The sequence below is a fragment of the Campylobacter sp. BCW_6465 genome, from assembly GCF_001762815.1.
Classification (GTDB): Bacteria; Campylobacterota; Campylobacteria; order Campylobacterales; family Campylobacteraceae; genus Campylobacter_D; species Campylobacter_D jejuni.
In genome coordinates this window covers 1-7,731 of sequence record NZ_MJXN01000107.1, presented here as the reverse complement: position 1 = coordinate 7,731, position 7,731 = coordinate 1, and the positions used below count along the sequence as shown (strand labels likewise).

Annotated in this window: 9 protein-coding genes and 1 pseudogene; 4 read left to right on the top strand and 6 right to left on the bottom strand. The window is 25.6% G+C overall.

Going from position 1 to position 7,731, the window contains the following annotated elements:
- Nucleotides 1-191: 191 nt before the first annotated feature.
- From AJ886_RS08035 to AJ886_RS08020, 4 genes are all read right to left on the bottom strand, one after another.
- Entirely contained in the window at nt 192-1,991 is a 1,800-nt protein-coding gene (locus AJ886_RS08035; RefSeq protein WP_070287514.1) for an AAA family ATPase, read from the bottom strand.
- Between the two features lie 2 nt (nt 1,992-1,993).
- A complete protein-coding gene (locus tag AJ886_RS08030) occupies nt 1,994-2,197 on the bottom strand; it encodes a type II toxin-antitoxin system HicA family toxin (protein WP_002779783.1) in 204 nt (67 codons plus the stop codon).
- Entirely contained in the window at nt 2,190-2,408 is a 219-nt protein-coding gene (locus AJ886_RS08025) for a type II toxin-antitoxin system HicB family antitoxin (protein ID WP_002818418.1), read from the bottom strand. The genes AJ886_RS08030 and AJ886_RS08025 overlap by 8 nt, the downstream gene beginning before the upstream one ends.
- Before the next feature lie 570 nt (nt 2,409-2,978).
- Entirely contained in the window at nt 2,979-4,220 is a 1,242-nt protein-coding gene (locus AJ886_RS08020) for an RNA-guided endonuclease InsQ/TnpB family protein (RefSeq protein WP_070287513.1), read from the bottom strand.
- A 65-nt stretch (nt 4,221-4,285) separates the two neighbouring features.
- Here AJ886_RS08020 and tnpA point away from each other — a divergent pair.
- A pseudogene (gene tnpA, locus AJ886_RS10330) lies at nt 4,286-4,701 on the top strand (IS200/IS605 family transposase).
- A gap of 60 nt (nt 4,702-4,761) precedes the next feature.
- Complete coding sequence (locus tag AJ886_RS10630; RefSeq protein WP_172346058.1) at nt 4,762-5,088, top strand: hypothetical protein; 327 nt, start codon at nt 4,762-4,764, stop codon at nt 5,086-5,088.
- 321 nt (nt 5,089-5,409) lie between these two features.
- Here the strand turns inward: AJ886_RS10630 and AJ886_RS08005 are convergent, their stop codons facing one another.
- Entirely contained in the window at nt 5,410-6,033 is a 624-nt protein-coding gene (locus AJ886_RS08005) for a DUF4145 domain-containing protein (protein ID WP_070287512.1), read from the bottom strand.
- A 110-nt stretch (nt 6,034-6,143) separates the two neighbouring features.
- Between AJ886_RS08005 and AJ886_RS08000 the strand changes: the two genes are divergently transcribed.
- A complete protein-coding gene (locus AJ886_RS08000) occupies nt 6,144-6,347 on the top strand; it encodes a hypothetical protein (RefSeq protein WP_032581280.1) in 204 nt (67 codons plus the stop codon).
- A 136-nt stretch (nt 6,348-6,483) separates the two neighbouring features.
- Here the strand turns inward: AJ886_RS08000 and AJ886_RS07995 are convergent, their stop codons facing one another.
- Entirely contained in the window at nt 6,484-6,747 is a 264-nt protein-coding gene (locus tag AJ886_RS07995) for an EexN family lipoprotein (protein ID WP_052799518.1), read from the bottom strand.
- A 411-nt stretch (nt 6,748-7,158) separates the two neighbouring features.
- Here AJ886_RS07995 and AJ886_RS07990 point away from each other — a divergent pair, with 411 nt between their 5' ends.
- A complete protein-coding gene (locus AJ886_RS07990) occupies nt 7,159-7,719 on the top strand; it encodes a hypothetical protein (RefSeq protein ID WP_002802083.1) in 561 nt (186 codons plus the stop codon).
- The last annotated feature ends 12 nt before the right edge of the window (nt 7,720-7,731 follow it).

Below are 7,731 nucleotides of genomic sequence, written 5' to 3'. Positions count from 1 at the left end.
CAAATTTATATGATTTTATAGCTGTTGAAAATCTAAATATTAAAGGACTAATTAAAAACAAACGCTTATCTAAATCTATTACTAATGCTAGTTGGGGTAGAGATAGCTCTAGTAGGGTATTAAAAATGGTTATATACTAGTTATCTATTCGTTGAAGCAAGAAACCCACTTTACTTTAGCAGATGGGTGATTCACTCAAATAAAGACTTCTGTAAGATAAATTTATTACTTTTGGTGTTTAATCGATTCATTGGATCACCACGCTTAATATATCTTTTTACTCTATTATTACTTTGGTAGATAAAAAACAAATCATTTTCATTTTTATACTTGTTATAAAAAAATTCATCATCATAATTTGCAAATTCTATACCTTTGCCATAAACATTAATTCCAAATTCTATAAGCTTATCTTTTAATTTAGCAATCTCCTTTTTTTGTTTTGAAATGATAGAACTTTCTTTATAAAGTCTATAAGCTTTAATTTCACAAAACTCACTATAACTAAGGATTTTCTTATCAGGAAAACTTGTCAAAAATCTAATTAAATCCTGTGCAACTAAAGAATTTAAATCAATGAGTATTTTTGATAAGTCATCATCATATGAAAGAGTAGATTCTGTTTCAAGTCTTTTGATATATTCCCTACGAACTGTCAATACAAATACAGATACAATCACGCCATTTTCTTTTGTGATACGCTCTACAGAATCAAACATTAAAATCCCTTTATCTCTTTGTGTAATTGTTTTTTTATCTTTATCTTCATCTTCAATGTTTTGCGTAAAGGCTAAATCATATGCAAAACGAGAAATTTCTGTAAATTTTTGTTTTAACCAAGAATAATTACTAGGAGCTTTATTAAGATATTGTTTTAAAAATTTATAAGGCTCTAATCTTACTTCCATATCCCAAAAATTTTCTTGATATTTTTTAATAACACTTGTATCTACATTTTTCTTGATATATAAAAATAAAGCATCTAAAATACTTCTATGTGTTTGCGTTAGTAAAGAATTTTTAAGAGTAATAGCATATGATGAACCATTTGCACCAAGCATTCCAAATTCTATTTTATTGTCATTTTCTTTAAATGCTTTATAAAAATTAGAATCAGTAAGCTTTCGTGAGCTTAAATAAAAAACACCTCTATTTTCATTCATTGTTACATAGCCTTCTGCTAAATCATTAACACTTACAGCAGAAATATCTTTTTTGTTGATAATTTCTAAGGTATGATTGTCAATATTTTCCACTTTTATATCTTTAACTAAAGGTTCATCAATGCTAGAGTTCTGTAATACTTTGATTGTTTTTTGAAACTCGCCAGCATTGATATTATTATTATCTTTTAGCACTTCAAGTAAGCGATAAGTTGTAGAGTTTTTATCTTCTCCTTTTTGAAATGAGAGTTTATAAACAAGTCTAGGGGCATTTATAATTACAGAGCTACCCATAAGACTTTCACCTTTTTTATCTAAGTGGTGAAGTAATAAAATGGCTTGATTATTTGATTTTGCTACATCTGTTAAAATATTAAAGAAATTTTGCACATCGTTTTGATTATTTTGATCTTTAAAGCCCGAGATTGAGAAGAATGCACTAAAAGTATCAAGAACGATTAAATCACAATCTGCTAACTCATTAAGTTCTTCTTTTAAGCTATCCATAGGTTCTTTATCAATTTTTGGAAGTTCATTTGAAAACTCAAATTCTAAACTATTAAAAGGATAAAAATTTTCTATATTTTTAATGCGTTCTAAAATTGCTTTATTCTTATCTTCTATACTCCAAAAAAAAGGTTTTAAACCATCATTAATTGCATTAGCACATACTTTTAAAGCTAAAAAAGATTTTCCTACTTCACTATTGCCGCTTAATACAGCTACAGAACCTCTTTCTAGTTTAATGGTATCTTCACAAATTACAGAAGCATTCTCATCGCTAAAAATTCCAAGTGTAATTGTATTAATAGTATTGCGTTTAGGCATTTTTAATCCTTTGCTACTTCTATAATTTCAAATAGTTGTTTTATGATTTTAGGGTGTAATATTTCTCCGCTATGATGAGGAATAACCATTCTATAAAGTCCTTTTTTATAGATTCTATGACTACCTTTTTGCCTATCAATCAAAAAATTATTTTGCAATAAAAGCTTTTCTGCTTCTTTTGCAGTCAATCTTGGCAATTCAGGCATTTGCTAAAACCATTGGAATAATTGAAGTTGTTTTGTTTTCAATAATCCTTTTTTCTTCATTTGCAAGGCTTTCTAAATAAAGCTCCCCAGCTTCTTTTATATTAGCTAAAGTTTCTTCATAGGTATTTCCTTGCGAAACACAACCTTCAAGCTCTAGAATGCGTGCAAAATATCCATCCTGATCTTTTTCAATAATAATATTTAGTAACATTTAATTCCTTACTATTGACATAAATAGAACAAACAATTAATTTACACCCTAAAAATTGACATAAATAGAATAGTTTAGTGCAAATTAACAACTTTTTATAAAGTAATTATAATAAAATTATTATATTTATGTCAATACTTATTATATCTATGTAAAAAATTATTTTTTTGAAAAATACTAATTTCATCTAAAATATAAAATTGACATAAATAGAATAGTTTATTATATTTATGTCAGCAAAATCAGCATACAATCACCCATAAGTTATTAAAAAATTGACATAAATAGAATAGTTTTTGACATAAATAGAATAGTTTTTGACATTTTTTCGGAACACCCATATGGAAAATAGGAGCTTTAAAAGACACATTTACATAAATAGAATAGTTACTAAATTCTTAAATTTGTTAAATTCTATAATATTAAAAAAGGTAAATCAAAAATTAAAATTTTTGAACTTTTGTATAAAATCATAAAAAATGATTTTGGTAACTCCAAAAAAGGGGTTTTAATAAAAAAAATTTTTTTATTATTTTGTTATAATATCATAAGAAGTGAATCACCCACCTGCTAAAGCAAGTGGGCTTCTTGCTTCATCGATAGATAGCTAGTATCAAGTATGTAACCATATTTTGATACCCCACTAGAGCTATCTCCACAAGCGTAACTTTGGGTAATTCCTACCCTAGATTTATCTAATTTTATCTTATATCTATCATCAATGATACCTAGTGCATAATTTCTTATATTGATACTAGCATTTAAGTCCCTATTATGTTTAGTATGACAATTAGGACAAGTAAAGCTTCTAATATGTAGAGGCTTTTTACCTGTATTACTTCCACAATGACTACAAATCCTAGAACTAGGAAAAAATTTATCAATTTGCATTAGCGTCTTACCTTTGTTTTCGGCTTTATAAGTTAGCAAGTTGATAAATTTACCCCAACTAGCATTAGCAATAGATTTAGATAAGTGTTTGTTTTTAATTAGTCCTTTAATATTTAGATTTTCAACAGCTATAAAATCATATAAATTTGTGATTTCATCGCTTATCTTATGTAAATAATCATTTCTTGCTCTTGTAATTTTTTGATGAGCTTTAGCTACTTTTAGCTTAGCTTTTGCACGATTATTTGAACCTTTTTGTTTTTTGCTAAGTTGTCTTTGAAGTTTTATGAGTTTATTTTCTTTATCTTGTAAGAATTTGTGATTTTTATAAACTATACCATCGCTTCTAATGATAAGATTTGATAAACCCATATCTAAACCAACAGCATTTTCTATTACTTTTGGCTTAGGTAAAGATTTATTGTTTTCGTAGCTAATTGCAATGTAGTATTCATTAGCTATTTTAGAAATAAAGGCTTGTTTTATTGTGTAATCCTTATCAAGCTTTCTATGGATTTTAGCTTTTATACCTTCTATAAATTTTGGAATATAAACTTTTTTATCATCTAGCTTAATATTCTGTACAATAGCATAACTTTGCTTTGCATTTTTCTTTGACTTGAAATTTGGGTATTTTGCTCTTTTAGCAAAGAAATTATCAAAAGCAGTAACTAATTGTCTAAGAGCCATTTGTAAAGATTGTGAAGCACACTCATTAAGATATTTATATTCATCTTGCTTTTTTAGAATAGTAAGCTCTTTTTGCATAGTAAAGTATGTTTCTTTTATGCCTTTACTAAATTGTTTTTGGCGATAATCTAAGAAATAATTATAAACTACTCTAGCACAGCCAAAGTGTTTATGGATTAATTCTTTTTGAGCTTTTGTAGGATAAATTCCATATTTTACAGCACTTAGCAATTTTTAGTATTCCTTGTTTATATTTTTATATAATTATAATAAAAAATATAAATGTGAGTATAAAAATGAAAAAGAATAATTATGAACTACACGGATATATCTCTACAAATCGCTCTAAGCACAATCTAAAAGCACATATAAATATAGAAAGAAACTTCTAAAAGGTGATTTGAATAATTTTATAAAAGCTAAAATTGATGAAATGAGTGAGAATGCAGAATTTATAATCTTAGCTATAAAAAGCGATATAGTCCCTATCCATTTAATGATACAATACTTACCAAGAGTTAGTATAAGCTACATTGTCCAAAAGATAAAACAAATAACGACTTTTTATATTTGGAAAGACAAGAGATTTGAACCATTTCTAAAACGACATTTTTGGAAAGAAAAGACTTTTTGGACTGATGGATTTTTTGCTTGTAGTATAGGCGAAGCAAACCCTGAAACAATCAAGGCTTATATAGAAAATCAAGGATAAAACTCGCTAAGCTCGTTGGCATTCAGCTCAACCGCTAAAGCAGTTGGGATTTCTGCATAAATGGGTTTAAAAAAATATAAGATTAAGTGGAATAATGATTATAAAATTTGGTATTTAGAAGATTATAGGAATTTAACTTACCTTATCGATTATTTAGAAAATAGAAATTTTACCATCTATGTTACTGAGAAGTTGTATATTGTTGAAGGTTTTATTACTTGTTGGAAATGTTCTAAGATGATTTCAGTTTATGCTTTTGGGGCTTTAAAATCTTCTTTTTTAGATTGTGAAAAAAAATATTGGAAATTTAATTCAAAATTTAAAATGATTTGGAATATTTTGTCTTATTCTCAAGAGCTAGAAAGTATTTTAAAAAAAATAATATGAAAATTTCATATTCCAATACAACAAAAAGTTACTACCTTATGAATATATGTCAAAATTGTCAGGCAAAACAAGGAGAATTTTTTATTTAACGAAATAGATTCTATTTTTAGCCCAAATAGTGTAAATGAAGCTAAAAGGCTTAAAATTTATGAAATACCTTTGTTATTCGATATTGGGTTTAATGCGGAACATAAAATTAATTTAACATATAACATTAATTACTAAAAATAACTATTATATATTAAAAATTACTAATATATAATAGTATTTACTTTCAAACAACCTTATCATTCGTGCCTATTTTCCTAATTTTTTCTTAAATTAAGGATTTATTTTAGGTTTTTTGTTTTTTAAATTTTGTATTTTATTAAATAATTTTTCTGTTTTTATTTTTTGAGTGATTAATTTTTCTGCAATTAAATTAATCATCTCAAAAAGACAGTAGGCAATTTCTGGATTGTCATTTATATCAATGATTCCAGGATGAACAGCATTATTTCCTACTATTCTTACAATTTCACAGGCTTTTATTATCTGTTCATCAAGTCCTTTGTTTTTCAAGTTTAATATATCACTAGCAAGATCCTTCCCTTTTTCTCCTAATTCTTTCATTAGTTCTTGTAATGCAAGACGCATTAGAGCACAAGCTGCTCTGGGTGAATCATTAAGTATGATTGCCGCTTCATTATATATTTGCTTTATGTTTTCTTTGAGATCTTCATTTGGTAAAGGAACATTTATTGTTTTTGGATATAACATTTCTTTGGTTTCATTTATCCATATTGAATATTTTTTACAATGATTACAAAATGCGATTGAACACAAATATTCAACATGATAAAAATCTATACAAGTATCTTCCCATTTTATATGAGAGTAAACATTGCAATGGGGACAATGAAAGCTATCTTGGCGAAAAACTGGCGGATAATATTTTATTTCCATAAGTTTCCTTTTATGTATATTTATAGTAACTTATTATATATTAATATTTATTTATATATAATAAAGTTTAAGGTAAAATATGATAATAAATTAATAATTAGGAGTAGTATATGAATAAAAGTTATATTCCTTATGGTTCAGATGTTTCTGGAGGAGAATTTGAATGTGTTGATTGCAAACGGAAAATAACAATCAGTTCAAGTGACTCATTGCCTCCTTGTCCAAATTTTAGAAAAGAACCTGATAAACATAAGTTGAAAGGATGGAAGAATCTTACTGGAAGAGGTGATGCAAAAGAGGATCCATATCCTTGATATAAAGTTAAATTAATTATTTAAAATTAATAAGATAACCCTTTAGAATATAAGGGTTATTTATATATTTTATTTGTTTTTATAGCATCAACAATTTGTTGTATGCTTTCGCCTAGAGTTTGAAAAAGATCTAAATTCATTTGTTGTTCTTAAAAAAATCTTTAGCACTTGATAATGGCTTTTGAAATGACTTAGAATAGTTTGCTTTATAAGCATTTGCACATTCTGTGTCAGTTTGTGCAGAATTAGCATTTTTATCGCATTCTTTGATTTTAGCTTCTAATTCTGTAGCATTTTTTGGATCTTCGTAATATTGCACTGTTTTTGGCTCTGAAGAGCAAGCAGAAAAAACACAAGCAGTAACTATACTTAATAAACTTAGTTTAATTAAATTTTGCATAAAAGTTCTTTTTTCTATAATTTTATATATATTTATAGTAACTATAATATACTAATATTTATTAATATATAATAAAATTAATTTTAAATAATAATATTATTATATAATATTTCACAAAATAATTATAAGAAATAATTATTTTTTATTTTAATATGATGAATTATCTTGTTATATCTTTTTGAGATATTGTTTTTGTAGGATTTTCAAAGGTATTAAGTTTATTATGAAAATCAATGAAATTTAATTGTTTTTTGACTTCATGCTACCTACACATTTAGAAGATTATTTAGAATATAAAACAAAACTATCACTAAAAAATCAAAGAAACAAAAATAAATATTATTTATTTTTATTATTTATTAATAAATAATAATATATAATATTATACAAAAATATAAAAAAGGTTTTTTAATGATAATATCTGTTATAAATAAAAAAGGTGGTGTTGGAAAGACTCCTTTTGCTTTTTCAATTGCTAAAGATTTAGAATATTTTTTACAAAGCAATGATAATTCTATTATAGAAAAAATTTATCCTGAAAAAGCAAAAATTTTACCAACTCCAAAAAAAATAGATAATTGCGTTTATGATTTTGGTGGGTTTGTAGAAAAAGGAGTATTGGATATTATTAAAGAAAGCAATAAGATTATTGTTCCTTGCACGAGTAATTATAATTCTTTACTTAGAACATTAGAAACTTTAAACGAAATAGGTAATGATGGTAAAGTTTGTATTTTAGTTACAGACTATAGAGATGAGAAAGAAAAAAAGCAAATTTGTGAAACTCTTGAAAGCAATTTTACAGATTTAAATCTTTTTTTCTTTAAATTTTCAAAGATAATTGAAAATTCTATGAGTAGTGGAGCTTCTTTTACTGAACTTTATAATGAAAACAATCTTTCAAGATTAAGCTATACAAACTTTTTCAATGAATATCAAAGACTTTTAGATTTTATTAGAAAGGATAAATAATAATGGAAAAAA